The organism is Shewanella algicola (genome assembly GCF_014648035.1).
GTDB classification, from domain to species: Bacteria; Pseudomonadota; Gammaproteobacteria; order Enterobacterales; family Shewanellaceae; genus Shewanella; species Shewanella algicola.
Genome location: NZ_BMQI01000007.1, coordinates 60,329 through 85,312 on the forward strand (window position 1 = coordinate 60,329; position 24,984 = coordinate 85,312).

Annotated in this window: 18 protein-coding genes; 13 read left to right on the forward strand and 5 right to left on the reverse strand. The window is 43.5% G+C overall.

Translation table 11 applies throughout. The annotated features are described in order from the left end of the window. Positions 1-30 precede the first annotated feature (30 nt). The 4 genes from msbA (at position 31) to IEY42_RS04720 (ending at position 4,012) form a co-directional block, all read left to right on the forward strand. Positions 31-1,842, forward strand: coding sequence for a lipid A export permease/ATP-binding protein MsbA (gene msbA, locus IEY42_RS04705; protein WP_188924183.1), 1,812 nt, complete (start codon positions 31-33; stop codon positions 1,840-1,842). 10 nt (positions 1,843-1,852) lie between these two features. Beyond that, positions 1,853-2,860 carry a tetraacyldisaccharide 4'-kinase gene (gene lpxK / locus IEY42_RS04710; protein WP_188924184.1) on the forward strand — a complete coding sequence of 336 codons (1,008 nt, stop codon included), beginning with the start codon at positions 1,853-1,855 and terminating at the stop codon, positions 2,858-2,860. Continuing rightward, complete coding sequence (locus tag IEY42_RS04715) at positions 2,850-3,026, forward strand: Trm112 family protein (protein ID WP_188916558.1); 177 nt, start codon at positions 2,850-2,852, stop codon at positions 3,024-3,026. The genes lpxK and IEY42_RS04715 overlap by 11 nt, the downstream gene beginning before the upstream one ends. A gap of 248 nt (positions 3,027-3,274) precedes the next feature. Continuing rightward, positions 3,275-4,012: a phosphotransferase gene (locus IEY42_RS04720; protein WP_188924185.1), complete on the forward strand. Its 738-nt coding sequence runs from the start codon at positions 3,275-3,277 to the stop codon at positions 4,010-4,012. A gap of 59 nt (positions 4,013-4,071) precedes the next feature. On the opposite strand, the gene IEY42_RS04725 is transcribed toward IEY42_RS04720, so the two are convergent. From IEY42_RS04725 to IEY42_RS04740, 4 genes are all read right to left on the reverse strand, one after another. Beyond that, the gene (locus IEY42_RS04725) at positions 4,072-4,959 is read right to left on the reverse strand and encodes an MBL fold metallo-hydrolase (RefSeq protein ID WP_188924186.1); all 888 of its coding nucleotides are present in this window, start codon (positions 4,957-4,959) and stop codon (positions 4,072-4,074) included. A 109-nt stretch (positions 4,960-5,068) separates the two neighbouring features. After that, the gene (locus IEY42_RS04730; RefSeq protein ID WP_188924187.1) at positions 5,069-8,131 is read right to left on the reverse strand and encodes an efflux RND transporter permease subunit; all 3,063 of its coding nucleotides are present in this window, start codon (positions 8,129-8,131) and stop codon (positions 5,069-5,071) included. Next, entirely contained in the window at positions 8,128-11,379 is a 3,252-nt protein-coding gene (locus tag IEY42_RS04735) for an efflux RND transporter permease subunit (RefSeq protein WP_188924188.1), read from the reverse strand. The genes IEY42_RS04730 and IEY42_RS04735 overlap by 4 nt, the downstream gene beginning before the upstream one ends. A gap of 12 nt (positions 11,380-11,391) precedes the next feature. Then, positions 11,392-12,462, reverse strand: coding sequence for an efflux RND transporter periplasmic adaptor subunit (locus tag IEY42_RS04740; RefSeq protein WP_188924189.1), 1,071 nt, complete (start codon positions 12,460-12,462; stop codon positions 11,392-11,394). A gap of 295 nt (positions 12,463-12,757) precedes the next feature. Between IEY42_RS04740 and rhlP the strand changes: the two genes are divergently transcribed. Next, positions 12,758-13,597, forward strand: coding sequence for a rhombotarget lipoprotein (rhlP, locus tag IEY42_RS04745; RefSeq protein ID WP_188924190.1), 840 nt, complete (start codon positions 12,758-12,760; stop codon positions 13,595-13,597). Positions 13,598-13,658: 61 nt separating this feature from the next. On the opposite strand, the gene IEY42_RS04750 is transcribed toward rhlP, so the two are convergent. Continuing rightward, positions 13,659-14,945: a citrate synthase gene (locus IEY42_RS04750; RefSeq protein ID WP_188924191.1), complete on the reverse strand. Its 1,287-nt coding sequence runs from the start codon at positions 14,943-14,945 to the stop codon at positions 13,659-13,661. A gap of 411 nt (positions 14,946-15,356) precedes the next feature. Between IEY42_RS04750 and sdhC the strand changes: the two genes are divergently transcribed. From sdhC to sucD, 8 genes are all read left to right on the forward strand, one after another. Further along, positions 15,357-15,752, forward strand: coding sequence for a succinate dehydrogenase cytochrome b556 subunit (gene sdhC, locus IEY42_RS04755; protein ID WP_188916550.1), 396 nt, complete (start codon positions 15,357-15,359; stop codon positions 15,750-15,752). After that, positions 15,746-16,093, forward strand: a complete 348-nt coding sequence (sdhD, locus tag IEY42_RS04760; RefSeq protein WP_188924192.1) for a succinate dehydrogenase, hydrophobic membrane anchor protein — start codon at positions 15,746-15,748, stop codon at positions 16,091-16,093. The genes sdhC and sdhD overlap by 7 nt, the downstream gene beginning before the upstream one ends. After that, on the forward strand, positions 16,094-17,860 hold the full coding sequence (gene sdhA, locus IEY42_RS04765) for a succinate dehydrogenase flavoprotein subunit (protein WP_188924193.1): 1,767 nt from the start codon (positions 16,094-16,096) through the stop codon (positions 17,858-17,860). It begins immediately after the preceding gene. Between the two features lie 16 nt (positions 17,861-17,876). After that, positions 17,877-18,584: a succinate dehydrogenase iron-sulfur subunit gene (locus IEY42_RS04770; protein WP_188924194.1), complete on the forward strand. Its 708-nt coding sequence runs from the start codon at positions 17,877-17,879 to the stop codon at positions 18,582-18,584. A gap of 199 nt (positions 18,585-18,783) precedes the next feature. Continuing rightward, a complete protein-coding gene (sucA, locus tag IEY42_RS04775) occupies positions 18,784-21,606 on the forward strand; it encodes a 2-oxoglutarate dehydrogenase E1 component (protein WP_188924195.1) in 2,823 nt (940 codons plus the stop codon). Positions 21,607-21,635: 29 nt separating this feature from the next. Beyond that, positions 21,636-22,829, forward strand: a complete 1,194-nt coding sequence (gene odhB / locus IEY42_RS04780) for a 2-oxoglutarate dehydrogenase complex dihydrolipoyllysine-residue succinyltransferase (protein WP_188924196.1) — start codon at positions 21,636-21,638, stop codon at positions 22,827-22,829. Between the two features lie 75 nt (positions 22,830-22,904). Beyond that, positions 22,905-24,071 carry an ADP-forming succinate--CoA ligase subunit beta gene (gene sucC, locus IEY42_RS04785; protein WP_188924197.1) on the forward strand — a complete coding sequence of 389 codons (1,167 nt, stop codon included), beginning with the start codon at positions 22,905-22,907 and terminating at the stop codon, positions 24,069-24,071. Further along, positions 24,071-24,943 carry a succinate--CoA ligase subunit alpha gene (gene sucD, locus IEY42_RS04790; RefSeq protein WP_188916543.1) on the forward strand — a complete coding sequence of 291 codons (873 nt, stop codon included), beginning with the start codon at positions 24,071-24,073 and terminating at the stop codon, positions 24,941-24,943. Before sucC ends, sucD begins: the two co-directional genes overlap by 1 nt. The last annotated feature ends 41 nt before the right edge of the window (positions 24,944-24,984 follow it).

Here is a 24,984-nt window from a genome sequence, read left to right on the forward strand (position 1 = left end):
CTTATGTTTGCTAGTTAAGTATTGGATTCAATGTCAGCATCAACTTCTAATGATAATAATGAAATCTGGGTCGTTTTTAAACGTCTGATGACCTATGTAGTCCCTATGAAAACCAAGTTTATAATGGCTGTTCTTGCCTTGTTGACTTATGGTGCCGTAGACGCTGCTTTTATTGCCTTTATTAAGCCGTTTATTGATGAGGGCTTTAGCCAAACGCCTTCGGTTGTCGCTGGTGTCGACGTGCCGACTCACGGTGGTTTTAATGCCGACAACAATATTATGTTTATGGCCCCAATCGTGGTCATTTTAATGTTCAGCCTTCGTGGTGTCGCTAACTTTGTGTCTACTTATTGTGTGTCTTTTATTAGTGCGCAATTAATTATGGACATGCGTCAGCAAGTGTTTGAGCATTATTTACGCTTACCAGTCAGTTATATTGACCGTGAAAACAGCGGTAACTTGATCTCACGGGTGACCTTTGACACAGAGCAAATCGCCCGAGCATCTGGCAGTGCGTTAATTTCAATTGTACGCGACAGTATGACCGCGATAGGCATGTTAGCCATCATGTTCTATTACTCGTGGCAGTTGTCATTGTGTATTTTGGTGATTGGTCCACTCATTGGGATTGTGATCAGTGTCGTCAGTCGTCGTTTTCGTAAAGTTTCTAAGCAAATTCAGTCAGCTATGGGTGGGGTAACCGCGACTACTGAGCAAATGATTAAAGGTCATAAAAACGTATTAGTGTTTGGTGGGCAAGAAACCGAGCTTGAGCGTTTTTATAAAGTTAACGATCGTAATCGTTATCAAAATATGAAGTTAGCTGTAGCTCAGTCTGTAAGCCAGCCTCTGATTATGGTTATTGGTTCATTTGCGCTGGCATTTGTGTTGTATGCAGCCACATGGGACAGCATGAAAACCGATTTAACGGCAGGTACCTTTGCCGCTATTTTGGGTGCGATGCTTGCCATGTTACAACCGATTAAAAACTTAACCCGTGTTAATGCTGAGTTTCAGCGAGGTATTGCGGCGTGTACAACGGTATTTGAATTACTTGATACTGCGCCAGAGTCAGATAACGGTACATATACTGTCGAGCGCGTACAAGGCAAACTCAGTTTTGATAACGTGACATTTTCATATCCTGAGCAAGATAAAGCTGCGCTGAATGGTATTGATTTTGAGGTTAAACCGGGTAAAACAGTGGCATTAGTGGGACGTTCTGGTTCGGGTAAATCGACCATTGCCAGTTTGGTTACCCGTTTTTATGGTGGTTTAAGTCAAGGTGATATTACCCTTGATGACACCAGTATTTATGACTATCAGCTTAAATCATTGCGTAATCAGGTGGCATTAGTGTCACAGCAAGTGACGTTATTTAACGACACCATTGCTAATAACATCGCCTATGCATATCCAGGCGAAGTGACCCGCGAACAAATTGTTAAGGCCGCAGAGCTTGCTTATGCAATGGAGTTTATTAATACCTTACCCGAAGGTTTAGAAACTCAAGTTGGCGAAAATGGCGTGTTACTTTCGGGCGGCCAGCGCCAACGTATTGCCATTGCGAGAGCTATGCTACGTGATGCGCCTGTGCTCATTTTAGATGAGGCGACGTCAGCGTTAGATACCGAGTCTGAAAAGGCCATCCAAAAAGGTTTAGATAATTTACGTCATAACCGCACCTCAATTGTGATTGCTCACCGTTTATCAACCATTGAAAGCGCCGATGAAATTCTGGTTATTGACCAAGGGCAAATTGTTGAGCGCGGTAATCACAGTGACTTGATTGCACACGAGGGCATTTACGCTAATTTATATAAGATGCAGTTTAGCCAATAGGGCGAGGGTTATGCAGCAACTCATCCATCGCATTTGGTATCAAAATCATTGGGCTAAATGGCTATTATTGCCACTGTCGTGGTTATTTGCATTGATATCAGCTATACGGCGAATGTTGTTTCGTTTCAATATTAAACAGGCCAACCATTTGCCTGTGCCTGTTATTGTGGTGGGTAATATCACCGCCGGTGGCAGTGGTAAAACCCCAACGGTTATTTACCTCATTGAACTGCTGCGCCAGCAGGGGTATCGACCAGGAGTGATAAGTCGCGGCTATGGCGTCGATATTCAAGGGTGTTTAGTGGTTAATACCGGCGCTAAAGCCTGTGCTGTTGGTGATGAACCGGCAATGATTGTGGCGCGCACTCAAGTGCCTATGGTTGTTGGTGCTAAACGAATTGATGCAGCGACTTTACTGCTGGCCAATTTTGATGTCGATGTGATTATTTGCGATGACGGCTTACAACATTATGCATTAGCGCGAGATATTGAAATTGCATTAGTTGATGGCGACCGACGTTATGGTAATCAATGGTTAATCCCTGCAGGACCACTACGAGAAGGTCTCTGGCGGCTTAATAGTGTCGATTTTGTGATTAATAACGGCGGTCCCGCGCACTCCAATGAGGTGCTGATGAGTTTAACGCCCGCACCGTTAATCCAGGTTGATAATACATTGACTGAAAAATTCGACTCACAAAACGCTATTGTTGCGATGGCTGCCATTGGTAATCCGCAACGTTTTTTTAATACTCTTAGCCAATTAGGTTATAAAATAGCGAACGCAGTTGAGTTTACCGACCACCAGGCATTTGAACCAGCGCAACTGCATGTATTGTCTAAAGCACACCCATTAGTGATGACTGAAAAAGATGCGGTTAAATGTCGCGATTTTGCTCAAAGTCACTGGTGGTTTTTACCGGTAAATGCGAAGCTTACCCCAGAATTTGATCAAGCATTGTTGAGCCAACTACAGTCTGTGGCTCAAACTAAAAAAGGATTGTCTCATGGCATTTGATAAAAAATTACTCGAAATTGTGGCTTGCCCTGTATGTAAAGGTAAGTTGGAATATGACAAAGAAGCGCAACAGTTAATTTGTAAGTTTGATAAATTAGCTTACCCCATCACAGAAGGTATTCCGGTGTTATTAGAAAACCGTGCCACCCCCTGGGTTGCTGAGTAACCCGTAACCTTAGTGATAAGCGGATAAACATAAACGCCCTTTTGGGCGTTTTTTTATGCTTAATTGTAAAATCAAACCTCGAGTGTTATGGGGGTTTTCAGATTGTTAACAAGCTATCTCTTTGTTGCAAATAAAACGCTAAAAAATATATGTAATAACAACTAAAATCATGAGTTTATTTGAAATTATTGACAGCGAGGAAGATAATTTCATTATCAGTAATACAGGTCTTTTGACTAGGTTGTCTTATGGCTGACAATGATGATTTTCAAAAATTAGTTGCCCAAGTGATAGATGAGCACCGTGGAGAGCGAGTGGTCGCATTTGAATATTTAGGTAAACGCTACTGGCTTAAACAAGTTGAGAAACTTAGCGGCGCTATGCGTTTGTTAAAGCAGAATTCTACAGATGCTTTGCATAAAGAAATTAAGGTGCTAACCCAGTTGGCAAAGCAAGGTGCACCAGTGCCTGCGGTGGTTGGCGCGGGTAAGGACTACATGGTGGTAGAAGATGCCGGCGCAACGATAAAGGACTTACTATTACATTGTCCTGAAGTTCATTGGCCACAAATTCTTACAGATGCAGCCATAGCATTAGCTACTTTACATACCATGCAATTAGCACATGGCCGACCCGCATTACGCGATATTAGTTGGTGTCAGGGGGAGGTTAAGTTTATAGATTTGGAAGCCCATCAGCAGGGTAAATCTATTGTGTCGCAGCAGGTTCGAGACTTATTGGTGTTTATTCATAGTTTGTATCGCTATATAGGCCCACGAAATACCTTAATTACCCAAGCTATCAATGCTTACCGTGCGGCTGGAGGCGAGTTTGTATGGCAACAAGCAAAACAGTTTTTAGTTTCCTGGCAGTGGCTATTCTATTTTGCACGACCATTTAAAGATATAGGGGGCAGAGACATAAAGCCGGTATACTGGGTGTTGTGGCATTTCAGGTATGCCGACAATAATGCCGTAATAGCCTGATAAACGGTAAAAAGCTTGCAAGTCTGCAAGCTTTTTTATAACAGGCCCTAGAGTTACGGTTAGGGTAAGTTTTTAGGTTGTAAATCTTGATAAAGAGTGTCTATCCATTTTTCTGCTGAAATAAATTGCCATCCCCAACCTTTATATTCTTGTGGAACACCTTGCTGTTTGATTTTAGCTAAATCATGACCCATTTCGATTTCACCGCGCATCCAATTAATACTGTCATCGAGCATATGTTTAAACTTTAATAACTCGTTGCGAGTGGCGAGCTCTCCATGGCCTGGGATCACCTGCACCTTATTATCGAGTTTGTCTAAAATAGCACTGACATTGTCACGATACCCGACGACTGAACCGCCACCATTTAAGTCGATGTATGGGAAACGGTCTTTAAAATACAAATCACCCATGTGGACAATGTTAGCTTTTTGCCATATCACCACACTGTCGCCGTCGGTATGACCAGGGCCTAAGTGGATAATTTCTAGTGTATCTTGGTTAAAATGGATGGAAATATTTTCAGCATAAGTAATAACCGGCAGAGCTGATTGTGGCGTTTTACTGTCTTCACTTAAGCGTTTTAATACATTGTGATGAGCGAGGATGGTGCCGGTTGTGCCAAAATGGGCATTACCACCAGTGTGGTCGCCATGATAGTGAGTATTGACGATATATTTAGGGATGCCGGCTTGGATATCATTTAATGAGGCTGAAATTTTACCGGCTAATGGGGCAAATTGATCGTCAATAATTAACATGCCATCACTGCCAGCTGACACGCCAATATTGCCGCCAGCTCCCATGAACATATAAGTATTGTCATTCAGCTTTTTTGAGGTGATTTTGACATCGCTCATGCTGTCATCAGCCATGAGATTGCCACTGAATGTCAATATGGCCAATGTGCTGAGCCTAATCAATTGAGTTTGAAATCTCTGTTTCATGTCTGTCCCTTTATTTGCGCTGTTATACCAGCGATAAACTACCCATTAATACTGATATTTAGGCTTGTTTGATCACTTGTAGGTTACAAACTTGTTATTAATATCGTTGCTAAGTCCAAGGTAACAGCTTTTGGGCAAAATTGTTGGCTAAACCCAATCTAATCGCAGCCTTATGGCGAAGTAAGTATAGTGCTTGATAACACAAAGGCACTAAATACAAGCTGGTCACGGTTGAGAATACCAGTCCACCGATAATGGCAATGGCCATGGGTGAGTAAGGTGGGCCGCCGCCACCGATTTGAGTGTCGCCCATGGCCAGTGGCACTAAGCCCAGTACGGTTGTGGCCACCGTCATTAATACTGGACGTAAACGGGTAATACACACGCTAATAATGGTATCGCTCAGTTTATCTAAATCCGGTGTCATTTGATTAATTTGATCCACTAAAACAATGCCGTTATTCACCACAATGCCCATTAAAATTAATATGCCAATCATGGCCATCACTGACATAGGAGTGCCCGTTAACCACAAAGCCCAAAATACCCCAGTAATGGAAAACATTATCGAGGTGATAATGGCGGTGGGTAGCAATAATGATTCAAATAATGCTGCCATGACGATATAAATCATTGCGATAGCCAATATCATGTTAACTGCCATGATAGATTGGTCTTCATTTTGACGTTCAAAGCCACCACGAAGCGAATAACCATAACCGTAAGGAAAGTTGATTGAGTCCATGACTTGGGTGATTTTCTCTTGTGCTTCTTCTGTAGTGAAGTCATCAAGGTTTGCGCCAATTGATAAAGCAGTTTGGCGATTATAGTGCCTGATGGTGTCAAAGCGTGGCACTACCGTGGCTGTGGCTAAACTGTCGAGAGTATAAACACGGTCACCTTGGCGAATAATCGGTAATTGTTTGAGTTTTTCAAGCGAGTTTTGCCAGCTTTTATCATAAGCCAGCTCAATACGAAGCTCACCGCTTGGGTCATGCCTAAATGAACGTAAAGGTGAACCTCTAAGGGCGATTGCAATGTTTGACGCTATATCGCTTAAGGTCAGATCAAGCCTTGCAGCCATTTCACGGTTTATCACCACAATCACTTCTTGTTGTGCTCCGTTGACTTCTGATCTCACATCAACAAGGCCATCAATGTTACTTAATAACGGCAAGACTTGTTCGCTGAGGCGAATGAGTTCGGTGGTAGAACGGCCTGTTAATGTGACCCTTATTCCGCTATTTTCATTGCCCCAACCAAACTGGGGAGTGGCGATTGAAAACTTAGGAAACCCCTCGCGGATCATCTTTTTCAACTCGCTCATTTCTATTGGAATATCTTTTTGTAGCAAAATGGTTGATTGCGCATCTTGTGGCGCGTAATAACTGTATACCGCGTCGATATAAAAAGTGTCTTTGTTGCTGTATAGGTAATCCTCCATGCGATTAATCATCGCTTCGGTCACGGCCAAATTATGCCGCCCCTCTAATTGATAGTTAATGTACAAACGGTCATTGCCTTCGCCATCACCTTGGTCTTGTTGCACTAGGCTTAACGGCAGGGCAGTTGAGACGAGTAGCGCTATGGCAATCACACCAGAACGTTTCGGCCGGGTTAATATCCAAGTTAAACTACGTTGATAAAACAGTCCTAAACGGTTGTGGTCATTAACGGGCTCAACCTCAAAGTGAAACCGATTAAGCATGAGTGGAATAAGCGTTTTAGCCACTAACAATGAGGCGGCTAACGAGATACAAATAGCCACGGCAACGTGTTCTAAAAAGATGGTAAGCTGGACTTTAACGCCAAAAATATTCGGTAAAAATACGATTGCAGTGGTCAGTGTCCCCGCCAATACTGCCAGTGAGACTTTTTCAACGCCTGTTAACACGGCCTGTTGATTGGCTTTGATTTGACATGTGTCGTCTATATTGGCCGCTTGTTTTTGTTGCAGCACACTTTCGGTGACTACTACGGCATTATCAATTAGCATACCGACGGCTAATAACAGACCCATCATGGATAAAATATTCAAGCTATAGCCTAAAAAATACATTCCGGCCAAGGTCATGCATAACGAAATCGGCACCGATGACACCACGACTAAGGTCATTTTGAGATTACGTAAAAACAAATACAACACGCCAAACGACAAGACTGCGCCCATTAAACCCGCGAGAAGTAAGTCTTTTAATGACGATTTAACCCCAAAGGCTTGGTCTTCCATGATAAACAACTTAATGCCATTAAATTGCTGGTCTTGCTTAACCTGTTCGATAACTCTAAGTACGCGATCGGACACCTCAACTAAGTTAGCGCCAGATTCTTTAAATACATCAATCCCTACCGCGTATTTTTGGTCTAAATGTCTGCCTTCTACTTTCTCTGGTAGGGCGTAACTGACCGTTGCGATGTCTTGTAAATGAATGCCTGGCAGAATCACCAGCGCATTGATGTCGTCTAGACTGGTAAATTCACCTTTTGGTGTCACCTGATACACCTGTGAATGAGTGCGAATGGTGCCTGCGCTAATGACAAAGTTTTCGGATAATAAGCGGGTGCGTAAATCGAGGCTGTTAATTCCAGACGATGCGAGCTTATCGGCATTTAATCTAATTTCAATTTGTTTTTGTTCTACACCATATAGGGTGACTTTAGATACCCCATCGACGCGTTCGAGTGGTTTACGTAACTGTTTGTCGAGTAAATCAAAAGCATTTGACAGCTCACGCTCACTTGAGATTCGGATAGTCAGCACTGGCATGTCGGCTGTCGAAAACTGTTGGATCAACACGCGCTCGACATCGTTGGGCAAAAGGTGCCTCACTGAATCGATTTTTTCACGCGCTTCTAAGCTTTTGGTGGCAACGTCTTCACCCCATTTCATATTAAGCTGAATAAACGCGCCATCTTGAGTTGAGTCAGAGCGAACTTCATCAATACCGCTCATTGTCGCGAGTGACTCTTCTAGCACTTTGGTGATGTCACGTTCAACTTCGGCAGGGCTAGAACCTTTGTAAGGCACATTAACCACAATTTGTGGAATATCGATGCCAGGAAACATCTCCAACGGCAACATGCGGCTCGCGGCCATGCCAAATAGCACAATGGCTAAGAAAAACATGCTGGTGGTGACCGGGCGTTTTATCGCTAAATGAGTGATATTCATGCTGGTGTCTCCGCATTATTTATCGCTGCGTCATGAGTCGCGTATTGCTTGCGGTCAAATAGGGCATAAAGCGCTGGGATCACCAATAAGGTCAGTAAAGTAGACATGCTTAAGCCAAATATGACGGTAATGGCCATGGGGGCGCGCACTTCGCTGCCATCGCCCATACCAATCGCCATGGGTAATAAGCCTAGCGTAGTCGTTAAGGTTGTCATCATAATTGGGCGAAGACGTGATTGGGCAGCATCATTAATGGCGCTCAATTTTTCTTGCCCTTCAAGGCGCAGTTGATTAATGCGGTCAACCAATACAATGGCATTATTCACCACAATACCTGCCAGCATAATAAGCCCAATAAACACCACTACACTTAAATGGGTCCCAGTGATAAATAATCCTATAATACTGCCAGCCACGGCCATTGGCACCGCAATCAGAATCAACAACGGATGCAATAGTGATTCAAACTGGCTTGCCATTACTAAGTAAACCAGAAAGATTGCCAACACTAAGGCGATTTTAAGCGAGTCAAATGAATGTTCCATCTCTTCATTTTGCCCGCCAAAACGTGCCTGAATAGAGCTGGGCAGTTGCTGTTTAGACAAGATTTGTTGCGCTTCAAACACTGCTTCACTTAAATCCCCATAAGCTAAGTTTGATGACACAATCGCTACCCGTTGTTGGCTTATACGGTTAATGGCAGAGGGGCCAATTTGTAAATGCACCGCGGCAATCGCATTGAGCGGGATAGGCTGCTTGCTATTAGGGTTAATAATTAACGATTCGATATCGCTTATTTGGTCGCGTTCGGCTAATTCACTGCGCACTAAAATATCTACTTTACGATCTCTAACCGTAAATTGACTGGCTATGGTGCCACCAACACGCTGCGCGATACGATTGGCGACCGTTGGCGCATCCATACCGAGAGCTGCTAAGCGTGCATGGTCAAAGCGAATGCTGATCTCGGGTTGGCCATCTCGCAATGTAGTGTTGATGTCGCTAAAGCGGTCATTTTCACCTAAGGCTTTAACCAGCTGATCTGCACTTTGTTTAAGTAAACTTAAATCATAGCCCGAAAGCTCAATTTCTAACGGGGTTTTAAAGCTAAACAGTTCAGGGTGCTCTATTTGCGCTTCAAGCTCAGGAATATTACGAGCGGTTTGTCGTAGCACCTGGCTGACGGCATTAAAGGCTAAATGGTCGGCCAATACCACTTGTAAACGGCCCCAGTTTTCACCGCCTCGAGCCGTATCGGATGTCATTAAGCCGCCGCTACCCGCTTGGCTGTAAGCGTGTTTTACATCATCGCGGTCTTTAATTGATAAGGCTAATTGTTGTAACACCGCATCTGTCTCGCTGACTTCGGTGCCAGGAGGTAATAATATTTCGGCATAGAACTCGCCCTGGTTCATGGGCGGGATAAGCTCCATGCCAAGCCTTGGCAATAAACTGCTTGATGCTAAGGTCATGATTAGTGCAATAACCACCGTGAGCACTTGATGACGTAGAGCATGGCGTAAGAGGCGGTAATAAAATGATTCAATAAGGCGATAAACAGCATTAAAAGCGGCGCAAATGGGGGTTAATAGCAATCCCATTATACTGCTGATAAATCGGCTGATTACGATAACCGTGGTGAGTAATCCGGCAGGTAAATAGCTGAATAATAATGAAAATGGAAATTTTACTATCGCCAAGAGGTAATATCCAATTTTACCTTTAACGCTAGTGGGTTTGGCCACTTTTGGCGTTTCGACTGGCTCTGGCAGGCTGGTAAATCCTTGGCGAGACGCCAACATCGGGATAGCGGTTAGCGCAACAAATAATGAAGCCAGTAACGCAAAGGTGACGGTTAATGCCTGGTCTGCAAACAAGGCCCCAGCAATACCGTCAACAAACACTAAGGGTAAAAACACCGCTAACGTGGTTAACGTTGAGGCAAAAATAGCCCCAGCGACTTCTTTACAGCCAGTCACCGCAGCATCAATCTTACTCATTCCAGCTGATTTATAGCGGTCTATATTTTCCAGTACCACAATGGCGTTATCGACCAATAAACCGATAGCCAGCGCAATACCGCCCAGTGACATAATGTTTAAGCTGATGTCAGCAAAATACATCATATTAAAGGTGGCAATAACCGAGAAGGGGATTGAGATAGAAATAATCAAGGTGGCAATAATATCGCGTAAAAACAGATAAATAACCAACATGGCTAATAGGCTACCAAATAATGCCGCCGAGGTAACTTCATTAACTGCACTTTTAATAAATTCAGATTGATCGTAAATGACTTTTAATTGATTTTTATTGTCAGCCACATTGATTTTGACCAGTTCATCTTGCAGCTTTTTAGCGACAGCAACCGTATTGGCATCGCCTTCTTTATAAATGGCTAACTCAATAGACTCCATTTCACCTATTCGAGTGATGTCGCTGCGCTCTTTATAGGCGTCTGATATGACCGCAATGTCAGACAGTCTCACTAAGGTTTGCTCGTTACGATAAACAATGACTTGGCCAAGTTCCTCTAATGAGTTGAATTGATTTAAGGTTCTAACCAAATACTCTTTGTCACCTTGTATCACTTTACCGGCAGATAAATTGATATTTTCTTCATTAATTCGGCGTTTAATTTGGTCAGCATTGAGGTTCAATTGACTGAGCTTTTGCTGATTTAGCTCAATGTGCACTTCTTGCTCGAGTCCGCCCGATAACCTAACAGCTGCCACGCCCGATAACGCTTCAAGGCGACGCTTTAGTTCTTCATCGGCAAAGGTGCGCATGTGTTTGAGTTGCTCGGCATCAGCGTTGGGCACTGAAAATGCTAAGCGCATAATGGGATCTAGATTTGGGTTAAAGCGTAATAACAGTGGTTTATTAATGTCTAATGGCAGCTCAATGGTGTCGATTTTTTCGCGCACCTCTAGGCTTGCCATGTCCATATTGGTGCCCCATTCAAACTCGAGTACTACATCAGACATACCAGAGCGAGAAATTGAGCTGATTTTACGTAAACCTTTTACCACTCCGACCGCTTCTTCTATAGGTTTTGACACCAGTTGTTCAATCTCAACCGGCGCAGCGCCATCATATGCAGTACGAATGGTTACACTAGGGTAGCTTAAGTCGGGCAGTAACTTTACTGCAAGGCGTGAAAATCCCACCATGCCAAATAGCATAACGGCAAGCATGAACATCCACACAGTCACCGGACGCTTAACTGAGGTATTTATCATTGACATGATTTGGCTCCGTTATCGAATGGCTGCAAAGCTAAGTGGGGTGATAATTTCTACCAGGGATTGGTCTTTGAGGTTTTGCTGGCCGCGGATCACAATTTGCTCACCTGCGCTAACGCCCGACAAAATCTCTACTGTGTTGTTTTCGCGGTAACCTAGGCTGACTTCACGTCGCTCGGCTATGATGTCTTTAATGACATACAGGGCTTGAGTATTGTCTTGGTTTATCAGGGCATTATAAGGCACGGTGAGTACATCTTGGTGGGTATCGTATTTAAGCTCGACGCGAGTAAACATACCCGCTTTTAGGACCGCATCTTGATTGGGCACGGCTAATGTTACTTTAAATGTGCCACTTTGAGCATCCACAATAGGGCTGATGCGCAAAACCTTGGCGTCAATTGCCTTTGTGTGGTTGGATTGTTGTTGAATAATACTGGCGTGTTGGCCAATGCGTAAGCTGGCAAGTTGCTGCTCGGGTAAATGTAAAATCCCATGGAGTTGATCTTGATTGACCACATAAAACAGTTCCTGAAACTCTTTAGCCATATTGCCTAGTTTGATATGACGTGCAGCAATCACTCCGTCAATGGGTGAGGTGATTTGGCTTTCTTTAACTTGCAGCTCGGCGAGATCGCGTTGTGCTTTTGCAGCTTGTAAGTTGAACTCAAGTTTAGCCATAGCATCTTGGCTAATAAACTCTTTATTGCTCATTTTATTTAAACGATTTAATTCTTGCTCAATGATTTGCACTTCGGCTTCTGAGCGATTGAAATCGTAACGTTGGCGTTTAGCATCAATCACCGCAAGCACTTGCCCTTTAGTGACTCTATCGCCTTCTTCAACATTGATTTGCTCAACGATTCCGGCAATTCGGCTCATCACATGTGACTCTTCTGGCGCTTCGAGTGTGGCGGTTGTGCTGTAAAACGATGACACGTTACCCGTCTCAACCAACGCTGTTTCAACCGGGATTGCAAATTTTTCTTCTTCTTTTGCTTGCTCTGCTTCTCCGTTGCAGCCACTTAATGCTGCAATGCAAAGTAGTGGGATTGCCAATTTTTTCATGCTGTTGAACCTATCCATGGGGTACCTGCCAATGTTATATTTTTAATTGAGTGACGGTTAAGCATGATGCTATGCCTTTATTAGTAAACGTCACGTTATTATGTGTAATCAATGTTAATGACTAACTAGTAAGCACTTTACATGCCAAGCTTATAACTTGTTATTTAACAGCGGCTTGCCTATTTTATTTGATGGGATTAGCTAAACTGACAATGTTAAAATAGTTAAAACAATTAACTATTAGTGAAATTAGTTAATGTATAGATTGCGGCTAAAGTGACGTCATAAATGAATATTTAATAAGGAAATAATAATGAGAACAACATGGTTAGTTGTCGCGGCATCCGCATTGATGCTGACATCATGCAGTTCACTCGTGAGTCAGCATACGGGCAAACAGTCAGTTTCAAGCAGTTTAATGGATTTTCTCTATCCGGAAAAAACAGATAAAGCCGTCCACAGTCCCGAAATACCGGTGTTAAGTTTACCTGTTAACGTTGGGATTGCTTTTGTCCCATCAGCCGGTTGGAAAGGTGATGCCATTCATAATAAGGATCAGTATGAGTTGCTCGACAAAGTCAAAGCATCGTTTGTGCAATACGATTATATTGACCGAATTGAAGTTATTCCCAGCACGTATCTGACTGGTGGTGAAGGCTTTACCACATTAGAACAAGTAGGGCGTTTATACGATGTCGATGTGATGGCATTGGTGTCTTACGATCAAGTGACTCAATCGGTAGAAAATAACGCTGCATTGTTGTACTGGACGATTGTTGGGATGTACGTTATTCCTGGAAATGAAAACACAGTGCAAACTTTTGTTGATACTGCAGTGTTTGATATTAAAAGCCGCAAAATGCTCTTTAGAGCTCCAGGAATTAGTAAGCTAGAAAAGCGCACTACTGCTGTCGGTATAGACGAAACATTGTCTGAAAAGTCGATGGAAGGATTTAATATCGCCGTGACGGATATGAGTCAGAACTTAGATGATGAATTAGCGCGTTTTAAAATAAGGGTAAAAGAAGAAAAAATTGCTAAGGTCGAGCACAAAACTAATTACAGCGGTGGGGCGATTGAACCTTTACTGCTGTTTTTAATGTGCCTAATGACATTGATAGCGACATGTAACAGACAACGTAAACTCAATTAAAGCGGTCAATAATAACAAAAAAGCGCCTTTCGGCGCTTTTTTAGTTTGGTTAATCAGGAGATTAACGCTTATCAACACTCACAAATTCACGCGCAGACTCGCCAGTGTATAACTGACGTGGACGGCTGATTTTGTGGCCTGGTTGATCTAACATTTCTTTCCAATGTGAAATCCAACCAACAGTACGTGACAGTGCAAATAACACTGTGAACATATCGTTAGGGATACCAATGGCTTTCATGATGATACCAGAGTAGAAATCAACGTTCGGGTATAGCTTCTTAGAGATGAAGTACTCATCTTCAAGGGCAATACGCTCAAGTTCCATTGCTACGTCTAATAATGGGTCAACCACTTTCAGTTCTTTAAGCACTTCATGACAGGTTTCACGCATCACTTTAGCGCGTGGGTCGAAGTTCTTATAAACGCGATGGCCAAAGCCCATTAGACGGAATGGATCGTTTTTGTCTTTTGCTTTCGCAATAAACTCAGGAATGCGATCAACACTACCGATTTCTTCTAACATTTCTAAGCAAGCTTCGTTAGCACCACCATGAGCGGGCCCCCATAACGAAGCAATACCAGCAGCGATACATGCAAATGGATTCGCACCAGAAGATCCTGCTAAACGGACAGTAGATGTCGATGCATTTTGCTCATGATCAGCATGCAATACAAAAATACGGTCCATTGCTTTTTCTACAACTGGATTGACTTTGTACTCTTCACAAGGAGTAGCAAACATCATTGACAAGAAGTTACCCGCATAACTTAAATCGTTGCGTGGATAAATAAACGGTTGTCCCATTGAGTACTTGTAGCACATCGCTGCAATTGTCGGCATTTTCGACACTAAGCGGTAAGCTGCAACTTCACGATGCTTAGGATTGTTAACATCAAGAGAATCTTGATAGAAAGCAGATAATGCACCTGTTACACCACATAGCATTGCCATTGGGTGTGCGTCACGGCGGAAGCCTCTGAAGAAGAAGGCAATTTGCTCATTAACCATAGTGTGTTGTTTCACTGTGGTCACAAATTGTTCGTAATCAGTTTTAGACGGTAACTCACCGTATAGAAGCAAGTAGCATAAATCGAGATAAGTCGATTCAGTTGCAAGTTCATCAATGGCATAGCCACGGTGTAACAAGATCCCTTGCTCACCATCGATATACGTAATTGCTGACTCACAAGATGCAGTAGCTAGAAAGCCTGGGTCAAAGGTGAAATAACCTTTTTTACCCAGTGTACTGATGTCGATAACGTCAAAACCTTCAGTACCTTTCTTGATAGGTAGGTCGATTGAATCGTTTCCTGGTAACTCTAATTTGGCTATATTATCAGCCATACCCCGTTCTCCTTACTTCATTCTTTTCTATGAGTGCGGCATGTTAAGCGGACATTACTGTACAGCGAATGTGGATCACAGATCAATTTAAATAAGCGTTTAAATTTGTTAGACCATGGTATATATCCGCGCAAAACCGCTCTGTGCTTGCATTAGAATAAAAAATTAATAAAAAAAGTTATTTTGCATAATGTGAGGTTTGTATTTGACAATTCGCGCGAGTATACTTGCCTGCGTCCCTAAGGGAGACCAACATCACAGTTTAGTCATCATGAATTTACGAACTAAATAGTGATTTCTCAACTGATTAACGATGTGTGAGAGTAGTCTGTTTTTTGTTTAATCGTGTTATGCCGAATGTCGACATTGTCCATTAAGCAAAAAATAGACACATAACAAAAATAATGCTCAATGGAGCTGAGTGAGCAGAACGTGAAGAAGCAAAGACCTGTCCATCTAGACCTGCAGACGATCCGCTTTCCTGCAACAGCGATCGCGTCAATCCTACACCGTATTTCCGGTGTCATCATGCTATTTGCTATTGGTATCCTTCTTTGGTTGTTAAATTCAACTTTAACATCAGCAGAAGGTTTCGCTAGCGTACAATCCTTGTTCGATGGTTTCGTGATGAAGTTCATCCTCTGGGGAATTCTAACCGCGTTGGGTTATCACTTATTAGGTGGCATTCGTCATTTAGTAATGGATACCGGCCGCTGGGAAGAGTTACCTTCAGGTACAGCATCAGCTAAGGCTACATTTGCACTAGCAGCAGCCTTTTCAATCATAGCGGGGATTTGGGTATGGTAACAAACGCAGCAAGTTTTGGACGCAGTGGTGTTCATGACTATATTTTATTACGCGCAAGCGCAGTGATCCTCGCTTGTTATACTATTTTTTTAGTTGGCTTTATCGCGTGTAGTGCCCCGTTAACCTTCGACATTTGGAATGGATTATTCAGTTCACTTCCAATGAAAGTATTTACCCTAATAACGCTCGTTGCTTTACTTATCCATGCGTGGATTGGTGTATGGCAAGTGTTGACTGACTATGTCAAGCACACTGCGTTACGTGGTGTATTACAATTTACCTTTGTTGTGATCGCGTTTAATTATTTAGCGTCAGGCATTGTAATAGTGTGGGGTGTTTAAGTGAGTATTCCAGTACGCGAATTTGATGCAATCGTAATCGGCGCTGGTGGCGCTGGTATGCGTGCAGCATTACAGATTTCTAAAGAAGGTAAGAGCTGTGCGCTTTTATCAAAAGTGTTTCCGACTCGTTCACATACCGTGTCTGCTCAAGGTGGTATCACCGTAGCATTAGGTAATGCGCACGAAGACCATTGGGAACAACACATGTATGACACGGTTAAAGGTTCTGATTTTATCGGTGACCAAGAAGCCATTGAATTTATGTGTCAAACCGGTCCAGAAGCGATTATTGAACTTGAGCAAATGGGGCTACCTTTTTCTCGTTTCGAAAATGGCACTATTTATCAGCGTCCTTTCGGTGGTCAATCTCGTAACTTCGGTGGCGAGCAAGCGGCACGTACCGCTGCTGCGGCTGACCGTACAGGCCATGCGCTACTTCATTGTCTTTACCAACAAAACGTTAAGCATAAAACAGATGTATATTCTGAGTGGTATGCTTTAGATCTCGTTAAAAACGAAGACGGCGTGATTGTGGGTTGTACTGCAATTGAAATCGAGACCGGTGAAATTGTTTACTTTAAAGCTAAAGCAACCATTTTAGCGACAGGTGGTGCAGGTCGTATTTATGCATCGACGACCAATGCTCACATCAATACTGGTGACGGTGTTGGTATGGCAGCTCGCGCGGGTGTTCAGTTACAAGACATGGAAATGTGGCAGTTCCACCCAACGGGTATTGCTGGTGCTGGGGTACTAGTAACCGAAGGGTGTCGTGGTGAAGGTGGATATCTTTTAAATAAAGACGGCGAACGTTTCATGGAACGTTATGCGCCTAACGCAAAAGATTTGGCATCTCGTGACGTGGTTGCACGTTCAATGATGACTGAAATCCGCGAAGGTCGTGGTTTAGATGGTCCTTTAGGCCCACACTGTCTGCTTAAACTTGATCACCTAGGTAAAGAGACTTTAGAAGCCCGTTTACCAGGCGTATGTGAATTATCTCGTACATTTGCGCATATCGATCCGGCTGATGGTCCAATTCCTGTGTTACCAACGTGTCATTATATGATGGGTGGTTTACCGACTAAGGTCAGTGGTCAGGTTGTTCGTAAGAACGAAGATGGCACTGAACAAGATGTATTAGGTTTATTTGCAGTGGGTGAAATTGCTTGTGTATCTGTACACGGCGCCAACCGCTTAGGTGGTAACTCATTGCTTGACTTAGTAGTATTTGGTCGCGCTGCGGGTCAACATTTAGGTAAAGCATTAGATGCAACACCTGATCCAAAAGCCGCGTCTGACGTAGAAATTAATGCATCACTTGCTCGTCTTAATCGTTGGGAAAGCAACAAAGACGGTGAAGATCCTGCGGTTATCCGTAAAGACCTTCAATTGTGCATGCAATTAAATTTCTCTGTTTTCCGCAGTGGCGATGCCATGGCAGAAGGGTTAGAACAGCTTCAAGCTATTCAAAAGCGTCTTGAAAATGCTAAGTTATCTGATAACTCAAAAGAATTTAATACTCAACGTATTGAATGCTTAGAGTTAGACAACTTAATGGCAACTGCGCTGGCGACTGCTTATGCAGCTAACTTCCGTACTGAAAGCCGCGGCGCGCATTCTCGTGAAGATTATTTAGAACGTGATGATGACAATTGGTTATGCCATAGCTTGTTTAATCCAGACTCTCAAGCAATGACCAAACGTGATGTCAACATGTCACCTAAATTACGTGATGCGTTTCCACCGATAAAACGGACCTACTAAGGCAGGAGTTGCAAAAATGAAATTAACATTTTCATTGTATCGTTATAATCCTGATGTAGATACCAAGCCTTACATGAAGGATTTCACCTTAGAAGTGCCTGATGGCTCTGATATGATGGTGTTAGATGCATTAATTAAGCTGAAAGAACAAGACCCAACGCTTGCGTTCCGTCGTTCATGCCGTGAAGGTGTGTGTGGTTCTGACGGTGTAAACATGAATGGTAAAAACGGATTAGCGTGTATCACGCCATTATCGACCTTTAAAGGTAAGAAAATTGAAATTCGTCCTTTACCAGGCATGCCGGTTGTTCGTGATTTGGTTGTAGATTTGACTCAATTCTACAAACAATACGAAAAAATTAAACCTTATCTGATTAATGATGAAAAGGCGCCAGTTCGTGAACATTTACAATCACCTGAAGAGCGTGCTCATTTAGATGGTTTATATGAATGTATCATGTGTGCATGTTGTTCAACTGCTTGTCCATCATTCTGGTGGAACCCTGATAAGTTTATCGGACCAAGTGGTTTACTCCATGCATACCGTTTCTTGATTGACAGCCGTGACACGGCTACTGAAGAGCGTTTATCTGAATTAGATGATGCTTACAGTGTGTTCCGTTGTCATGGCATCATGAACTGTGTTGATGTTTGTCCAAAAGGATTAAACCCAACTAAAGCGATTGGTCATATCAAGTCAATGCTCCTTAAGCGAGCAGTTTAATGCACCAAACTGAGCAAAATAGTTTACGTTATTGAGCTCGATTGAGAGTCATCTTCCTAGGGGGATGGCTCTTTTGTGCGTTTAAGTAAGACCTTCTGCTATTGTCATTGAGATAATATCAGTCTACGTGTGATGTAATTTAAGTTACTCACTGTTATGTTTATGGCTAGCACGTGTATCAAGTTTGAAAGGAATAACAATGCACCAAGGCATCATGAAAGCCTGGCTCGATTCATCACATCTAAGTGGTGCTAACTCGACCTACGTAGAAGAGATGTATGAAGCCTATCAAGAAGATCCGCAATCAGTGACTGCTGATTGGCAGCTTGTTTTTGATAACCTCCCGCCAGTGAACGGTGCCTCTATTGAAGTACCTGAAGCCGCCCACTCTAAAGTTCGTGACTATTTCCGTAGCTTAGCCCTTGAAAGTCGCTCTAAAGGCGCTGCCCGCGTTAGTGACCCTGAGCTAGATGCGAAGCAAGTTAAAGTGCTACAGCTTATTAATGCTCACCGTTTTCGTGGTCACCAAAATGCGAATCTCGACCCATTAGGGTTATGGAAGCGTGAAGCTGTTCAAGAATTAGATCCGGCTTACCATGGCTTAACCGCTGAAGATATGCAGCGTGAGTTTAATACGGGTTCATTCGCCTTAGGCGGTGAAACCATGAAGCTTGCAGACATTATTCACGCGTTGAAAACCACCTATTGTGGTTCAATTGGCGCCGAATATATGCACATTACCGACACTGACGAAAAGCGTTGGATTCAACAACGTCTTGAGCCAACGTTAGGTAAAGCAAACTACGATAACGCTATCAAGAAACGTATTCTTGAAGGCCTGAACGCCGCCGAAGGTATGGAGAAATACCTTGGTGCTAAGTTCCCAGGTGCAAAACGTTTCTCGTTAGAAGGTGGTGACGCGCTTGTCCCTATGATGCGCGAAATCATTTACCGTGCGGGTGAAGCCGGTACCAAAGAAATCGTTGTGGGCATGGCTCACCGTGGTCGCTTAAACTTACTCATTAATATTTTAGGTAAGCGCCCAGCAGAACTGTTTGACGAATTTGCAGGTAAACATGCAGATACTCATGGTTCAGGTGACGTTAAGTATCACCAAGGTTTTTCATCAGATTTTGAAACGCCAGGTGGCAATGTCCACTTAGCGTTAGCCTTTAACCCATCTCACTTAGAGATCGTCAATCCAGTGGTTATTGGTTCAGTGCGTGCTCGTCAAGACCGCCGTGGTTGTAAAGACGGTCTACAAGTGATGCCAATTACCATTCATGGTGACTCGGCAATTACCGGTCAGGGCATTGTACAAGAGACATTTAACATGTCTCAAACTCGTGGTTTTACTGTGGGCGGAAGTATCCGTATCGTAGTTAACAACCAGGTGGGCTTTACTACCTCTAACCATGCTGATGTGCGTTCTACAGAATACTGTACTGATATCGCTAAAATGGTTCAGGCGCCAATTTTCCACGTCAATTCTGACGATCCAGAAGCTGTTGCATTTATTTCTCAGCTTGCTGTTGATTATCGTAACGAATTTAAGCGTGATGTTGTTATTGATTTAGTGTGTTATCGCCGTCATGGCCATAACGAAGCGGATGAGCCTAGTGCAACACAGCCGCTTATGTATGCCAAAATCAAAAAACACCAAACGCCTCGTAAAATCTACGCTGACAAACTGATTGCTGATAACAGCATTGCTGCTGATGAAGTGACCGGCTTAATTAACCATTACCGTGATGCATTAGATGCCGGTGATTGTGTAGTAAAAGAATGGCGTCCAATGACGTTACACACAGTTGACTGGACTCCTTATTTAAATCGCGAGTGGGATGAAGATTATGCCAGCGCCATGACAATGGAACGCTTACAGAATCTTGCCGATAAAATGGTGGATATTCCTGAAGGTCATACATTGCAGTCTCGCGTTGCGAAAATTTATAATGACCGTGCAGCCATGGCAAAAGGCGAGAAGCTACTAGACTGGGGTTTTGCTGAAACCCTAGCTTATGCATCTATCCTTGAAGACAACAAGCGTGTGCGTATTACCGGTCAAGACTCTGGTCGCGGCACTTTCTTCCATCGTCATGCTATTTTGCATAACCAAAATGATGGCACCACTTATTTACCATTGCGTAATGTGGCTGACGAGCAAGCACCTATCGACATTACTGACTCAGTACTATCAGAAGCATCAGTGTTGGCCTTTGAATATGGCTACGCTACAGCAGAACCAGGCGGCTTAACCATTTGGGAAGCGCAGTTTGGTGACTTTGTTAACTGTGCTCAAGTGGTAATCGATCAGTTCTTATCATCAGGTGAGCAAAAGTGGGGCCGCTTATGTGGTCTAACAATGTTGCTTCCGCATGGTTATGAAGGTCAAGGCCCTGAGCATTCTAGTGCCCGTTTAGAGCGTTTCTTACAACTTTGTGCTAACCACAATATGCAGGTGTGTGTTCCGTCAACACCCGCTCAGGTTTATCACATGTTGCGTCGCCAAGTTGTACGACCAATGCGTCGTCCACTCGTGGTGATGTCGCCTAAATCGTTACTACGTCATCCATTAGCCGTGTCTAGCTTAGAAGAACTTGCAGAAGGAACTTTCCAAAATATTATTGGTGAAGTTGATACCTTAGATGCAAGTCAAGTCGATCGCGTAGTGTTTTGTAGCGGTAAAGTTTACTTCGAGTTACTTGAAAAACGCCGCAAAGAAAACATTAACAACGTTGCCCTTATTCGTGTTGAGCAGTTGTACCCGTTCCCTGATGTGGAAATGCGTGCAGCACTAGAAACATATCAACATGTTAAAGACTTTGTATGGTGTCAGGAAGAGCCGCAAAACCAGGGTGCATGGTACTGTAGTCAACATCACTTCTGGGCTAACATTCCTGCAGGCGCTCAACTAACTTATGCCGGTCGTGAAGCGTCAGCTGCACCCGCATGTGGTTATCCTGCGTTGCATGTACACCAGCAAGAATCATTAGTGAATAGCGCATTAAAACTGTCGTAATAGATAATTTATATAAAGGGAAGCTTTCAATGAGTATCGAAATTAAGGTACCCGTATTACCAGAATCAGTTGCTGATGCAACGATTGCTACTTGGCATGTTAAACCTGGTGAAGCGGTCACTCGCGATCAAAACTTAGTTGATATCGAGACTGATAAAGTTGTTTTAGAAGTGGTTGCGCCAGAAGACGGTTCTATCTCTGAATTGTTATTCCAAGAAGGCGACACGGTTTTAGGCGAACAAGTTATTGCTAACTTTGTTGCGGGTGTTGTGTCTGGTCAAGAAGTGACTAAAGCAGAAGCGCAAGCTCCTGCTGCAGCCAGCGAAGCGGCAAGTGATGAGTCAAGCGATGCATTAAGCCCATCGGTACGTCGTTTAATTGCGGAGCATAATCTTGATGCTGCCAATATTAAAGGAACTGGTGTTGGTGGACGCATTACTAAAGAAGACGTTGAAGCATTTGTTAAGTCTGCACCTGCTGCGAAAGCCACACCTGCTGCAGCACCGGTTGCGCCATTAGAAGGTCGCAGCGAAAAACGCGTTCCAATGACTCGCTTACGCAAAACCATTGCCACTCGCTTATTAGAAGCGAAAAACTCTACGGCGATGTTAACCACGTTTAACGAAGTAAACATGAAGCCAATTATGGATATCCGTAAGCAATATCAAGATATCTTTGAAAAGCGTCACGGTATCCGTTTAGGCTTTATGTCTTTCTACATTAAAGCGGTAACTGAAGCACTTAAGCGTTTCCCTGAAGTTAACGCATCAATCGATGGTGATGACATTGTTTATCACAACTATTTCGATATCAGCATCGCAGTATCAACACCGCGTGGCCTCGTGACACCAGTATTACGCGATACCGATACCATGACATTAGCTGAAATCGAAAAAGCGGTACGTGAGTTAGCCATTAAAGGCCGTGACGGTAAATTATCTGTTGCAGATATGACTGGCGGTAACTTCACTGTCACTAACGGTGGTGTTTTTGGCTCGCTAATGTCTACCCCAATTTTGAACCTGCCACAAAGCGCAATCTTAGGCATGCATGCCATTAAAGATCGCCCAATGGCAGTCAATGGTCAGGTTGAAATCCTGCCTATGATGTACCTAGCACTCTCTTATGACCATCGTATTGTTGATGGCCGTGAGTCAGTTGGCTTCTTAGTCGCAATTAAAGACTTCTTAGAAGATCCAACTCGTCTGCTACTTGATCTATAAGTTAGTAGATAAACCCTCGTCGCTGGCTCAGGTTGAGCCAGTTGGATTTGATTAGAAGTATATGGATAGATCATCATGAATTTGCATGAGTATCAGGCAAAATCTTTATTTGCCGAATATGGTTTACCAGTCTCTGAAGGTTTTGCATGTGATACTGCTCAAGAAGCAGTAGAAGCAGCTGGCCACATTGGCGGAGATTTGTGGGTTGTTAAGTGTCAAGTACACGCAGGCGGCCGCGGTAAAGCGGGTGGCGTTAAAGTGACTGGCAGTAAAGACGAAATCAGAGCATTCGCTGAAAACTGGTTAGGTAAAAACTTAGTCACTTACCAGACTGACGCTAATGGTCAGCCAGTAGCTAAAATCCTAGTTGAAAGCTGTACTGACATCGCTAATGAATTGTACCTAGGTGCAGTCGTTGACCGTAGCACACGTCGCGTTGTGTTCATGGCATCAACTGAAGGTGGTGTTGAAATTGAAAAAGTGGCTGAAGAAACGCCAGAACTTATTCACACTGCAATCATCGATCCGTTAACAGGTCCACAAGCTTACCAAGCTCGCGATCTTGGCTTCAAGTTAGGTTTAAACCCAACTCAAATGAAGCAGTTCACTAAGATCTTCATGGGTCTTGCGAACATGTTTAACGATCACGATTTCGCATTATTAGAAATCAACCCTCTTGTTATCACCACTGAAGGTAATCTTCACTGTTTAGATGGCAAGATTGGTATTGATGGTAACGCATTGTTCCGTCAACCAAAAATCAAAGCGATGCACGATCCATCTCAAGATGACGCTCGTGAAGCTCACGCGGCTAAATTTGAATTAAACTATGTTGCTTTAGATGGCAACGTAGGTTGTATGGTTAACGGTGCTGGCCTAGCAATGGGCACAATGGACATCGTAAACCTACACGGCGGCAAGCCAGCTAACTTCTTAGATGTTGGCGGTGGAGCAACGAAAGAACGTGTTGCTGAAGCATTTAAGATCATTCTTTCTGACAGCAATGTTAAAGCAGTATTGGTTAACATCTTCGGTGGTATCGTACGTTGCGATATGATTGCTGAAGGTATTATCGGTGCAGTGAAAGAAGTTGGCGTTAAAGTGCCGGTCGTTGTACGTCTTGAAGGTACTAACGCTGATTTAGGTCGTGAAGTATTGGCGAAATCTGGTCTTGATATCATCGCGGCAACCAGTCTAACTGACGCGGCTGAGCAAGTAGTTAAAGCTGCGGAGGGCAAATAATGTCTGTTTTAATTAACAAAGATACCAAGGTAATCTGTCAAGGTTTCACTGGTGGTCAGGGTACTTTCCACTCTGAGCAGGCGATTGCTTATGGCACGCAAATGGTAGGTGGTGTTTCTCCTGGGAAAGGTGGTCAAACTCACCTAGGTCTTCCAGTGTTTAACACGGTTAAAGATGCGGTAGCGGCAACAGGCGCAACAGCCACTGTTATCTACGTACCTGCACCATTTTGTAAAGATGCAATCCTTGAAGCAATCGATGCAGGCCTTGAGCTCATCGTTTGTATTACTGAAGGCATCCCGACACTTGATATGCTACAAGTGAAAGTGAAGCTAGAAGAAACTGGCACTCGCATGATCGGTCCTAACTGCCCAGGTGTTATCACTCCTGGTGAATGTAAGATTGGTATTATGCCTGGTCACATTCACAAGCCTGGTAAAGTGGGTATTGTTTCACGCTCTGGTACTTTAACGTACGAAGCGGTTAAGCAAACAACTGATGAAGGTTTCGGCCAATCTACTTGTGTAGGTATCGGTGGCGACCCAATTCCTGGTACTAACTTCATCGACGTATTGGAAATGTTCCAAAACGATCCACAGACTGAAGCGATTGTTATGATCGGTGAAATCGGTGGTAACGCTGAAGAAGAAGCGGCTGCTTATATCAAAGCAAACGTAACTAAGCCTGTTGTATCTTACATTGCTGGTGTAACTGCACCAGAAGGTAAGCGTATGGGCCATGCTGGCGCAATTATCGCTGGTGGTAAAGGTACTGCTGAAGATAAGTTTGCGGCTTTAGAAGCTGCAGGCGTAACCACTGTTCGCTCTTTAGCTGACATTGGTAAAGCATTGCGTACTAAAACTGGCTGGTAATTTTATTACCTAGCTTAATAAAAGGCGCTTCGGCGCCTTTT

Bases quoted from the DNA above. Each gene is read 5' to 3' on its own strand.
- IEY42_RS04715 (WP_188916558.1), top strand. From the start codon at position 2,850: ATGGCATTTGATAAAAAATTACTCGAAATTGTGGCTTGCCCTGTATGT.
- sdhD (WP_188924192.1), top strand. From the start codon at position 15,746: ATGGTAACAAACGCAGCAAGTTTTGGACGCAGTGGTGTTCATGACTAT.
- IEY42_RS04770 (WP_188924194.1), top strand. From the start codon at position 17,877: ATGAAATTAACATTTTCATTGTATCGTTATAATCCTGATGTAGATACC.
- sucC (WP_188924197.1), top strand. From the start codon at position 22,905: ATGAATTTGCATGAGTATCAGGCAAAATCTTTATTTGCCGAATATGGT.
- IEY42_RS04730 (WP_188924187.1), bottom strand. From the start codon at position 8,131: ATGAATATCACTCATTTAGCGATAAAACGCCCGGTCACCACCAGCATG.
- odhB (WP_188924196.1), top strand. From the start codon at position 21,636: ATGAGTATCGAAATTAAGGTACCCGTATTACCAGAATCAGTTGCTGAT.
- sdhC (WP_188916550.1), top strand. From the start codon at position 15,357: ATGGAGCTGAGTGAGCAGAACGTGAAGAAGCAAAGACCTGTCCATCTA.
- sucA (WP_188924195.1), top strand. From the start codon at position 18,784: ATGCACCAAGGCATCATGAAAGCCTGGCTCGATTCATCACATCTAAGT.
- IEY42_RS04750 (WP_188924191.1), bottom strand. From the start codon at position 14,945: ATGGCTGATAATATAGCCAAATTAGAGTTACCAGGAAACGATTCAATC.
- IEY42_RS04735 (WP_188924188.1), bottom strand. From the start codon at position 11,379: ATGTCAATGATAAATACCTCAGTTAAGCGTCCGGTGACTGTGTGGATG.
- lpxK (WP_188924184.1), top strand. From the start codon at position 1,853: ATGCAGCAACTCATCCATCGCATTTGGTATCAAAATCATTGGGCTAAA.
- rhlP (WP_188924190.1), top strand. From the start codon at position 12,758: ATGAGAACAACATGGTTAGTTGTCGCGGCATCCGCATTGATGCTGACA.
- IEY42_RS04725 (WP_188924186.1), bottom strand. From the start codon at position 4,959: ATGAAACAGAGATTTCAAACTCAATTGATTAGGCTCAGCACATTGGCC.
- sucD (WP_188916543.1), top strand. From the start codon at position 24,071: ATGTCTGTTTTAATTAACAAAGATACCAAGGTAATCTGTCAAGGTTTC.
- msbA (WP_188924183.1), top strand. From the start codon at position 31: ATGTCAGCATCAACTTCTAATGATAATAATGAAATCTGGGTCGTTTTT.
- IEY42_RS04740 (WP_188924189.1), bottom strand. From the start codon at position 12,462: ATGGATAGGTTCAACAGCATGAAAAAATTGGCAATCCCACTACTTTGC.
- IEY42_RS04720 (WP_188924185.1), top strand. From the start codon at position 3,275: ATGGCTGACAATGATGATTTTCAAAAATTAGTTGCCCAAGTGATAGAT.